Origin of the sequence: Streptomyces anandii JCM 4720, assembly GCF_014650655.1 — a bacterium.
Taxonomy (GTDB): Bacteria; Actinomycetota; Actinomycetes; order Streptomycetales; family Streptomycetaceae; genus Streptomyces; species Streptomyces anandii.
Window position 1 is genome coordinate 223584 of record NZ_BMVJ01000002.1, and the last position, 1720, is coordinate 225303.

Annotated in this window: 2 protein-coding genes; both read left to right on the plus strand. The window is 62.8% G+C overall.

What is annotated here, in order from left to right:
- Nucleotides 1-168 precede the first annotated feature (168 nt).
- Nucleotides 169-732 carry a hypothetical protein gene (locus IE249_RS04165; protein ID WP_229857484.1) on the plus strand — a complete coding sequence of 188 codons (564 nt, stop codon included), beginning with the start codon at nucleotides 169-171 and terminating at the stop codon, nucleotides 730-732.
- A 247-nt stretch (nucleotides 733-979) separates the two neighbouring features.
- Nucleotides 980-1564, plus strand: a complete 585-nt coding sequence (locus tag IE249_RS04170) for a hypothetical protein (protein WP_229857486.1) — start codon at nucleotides 980-982, stop codon at nucleotides 1562-1564.
- Nucleotides 1565-1720: the final 156 nt, after the last annotated feature.

Genomic DNA, 1720 nt, shown 5'->3' on the forward strand with positions numbered 1-1720 from the left:
GCGGCTACTGGGACGAGCGGTCCGGCGATCCCTCCCAGAGTCTGAAGAACCAGGCCCTGGTGGTCGTCGGGAAGGGGGACGACGTGGCGTTGAAGCCGCCTCCCGACCCGTGGGCGCACGTGAAGTAAGGGCGCTGACACTCAGAGGAAAAGACGTGACAACCGGCCCGTGGCCCACTCCGACGAAATAAGGCTCCGCTACGTGAAGAAAAAACTGAGCTCTCTTGTGTTCGCCGTACCCCTTTTCTTCGCCACCCTCACTGGATGCAGCATGACTGACAAGAACTCCGATGACATCCCGTTCGCCGGCACGAGCAGCTCGCGTGATGCCTCGCAGGCGATGGAGAAGGTGTCCAGCGGTATCTACGACCTGATCGGCGTCAAGGGAAAGGCTTCCAGTAGTCGCCCCTTTGTTGCGGAATGTTCGGGGAAGGATGCAAAGAAATACTTCCGGATCTTCCACTGGTGGAGCTTTTACCCGACGTCAGCAAGCGATCTCGGCGTGGCAATGGAACGACTCAAGGAAGAGTTGCCGAAGCGCGGCTGGAAGGTCGTTTCCTATGGGCCTGACACCAGCAGGAACAAGAATACTAATTTGACGGCTGACAATGACAGGAAGAAAGTCGGCGTCAATATCGTCCAGATGTCGAAGAATGACCCGCCGAAGCTGAGCCTGCATGTCGTGTCCGGCTGCTACAAGGTCCCGGACGGCCAAACGGTCGAGCAGTTCTGAGATGCTCGCCATGATCAAGACTCACGGAGAGTAGACCTTCTTCACCGTCACGTCCCTCTGTGTTGAGTCGAGGGTTCGACGCACACAGGTTCAAGGTCGACGACGGACCGCTGCCCATCATCGACGGACAAGGGCCCACACCCGCGCACTCCAACTACTTCAATCCGGAGGTCGACCCTGAGTCGGCCGCCAACGTGGCTGCCGTCGTGGCCGGTCAACCCGAACTCGTCACCCCGGAGAAATACCGATGAAGTACCGCGCCCTCGCGACCGCGCTGGCTGCGCTCGCCGTGACCGGCTGCAGCGTGATCGAAGACGCCCACGCCCAGGGAGAGACGACGAAATTGAACATGCAGGAAGTCGCTGACCGGGCCGAGCAGATTCTCGACGACACCCTGAAGGCGGTCCGGCCCGGGGTGGAAGCCGGCCGGGGGCCGTCCAGTGACTCGGCGTGTACCGATGTCAAGAACGACGGCACAGGTACGGGAACCGTCACACGCAGGCGCTACGTGACGACGATCGTTTCGGCAGCACGACGGGGCAACTTCCTTGGCGTGGTCGAGAGGTCTTGGAAGACGGCGGGGTACGAGATCACCGGCGTCCGCGAGAGCAAGGAGCGCCCCGCCGTTTTCGCCTCGACCACGGAGGACTTCCGGGTGAGTCTTGAGTTCGGATACAAGGGGCAGGCGTTCTTCACCGTCACGTCCCCCTGTGTGACGCAGTCGAAGGTCACCGAGGCGCCCCGCGAGCCCGTCGACCCCGACTCACCTGTGGGCAAGGGGCTTCCCTACGTTCACTCGGGCTTCTGGTCCGCCGCCACCCCGGCTTCCTGACCCGGCCAGCCTGGTGCCGAGCCGCCACTGCGCGGAGGGCGGCCGCCTGTGGTCTCGGATGCCGGACCGCGCCGCGCCATACTGGCCTCGGGGTTTACACAGGAGTAACACTTGAAAGCCGGTCGCCGGCGGATGGCCAGGTAGCTCCGGGCGGCC

Bases quoted from the DNA above. Each gene is read 5' to 3' on its own strand.
- IE249_RS04170 (WP_229857486.1), top strand. From the start codon at position 980: ATGAAGTACCGCGCCCTCGCGACCGCGCTGGCTGCGCTCGCCGTGACC.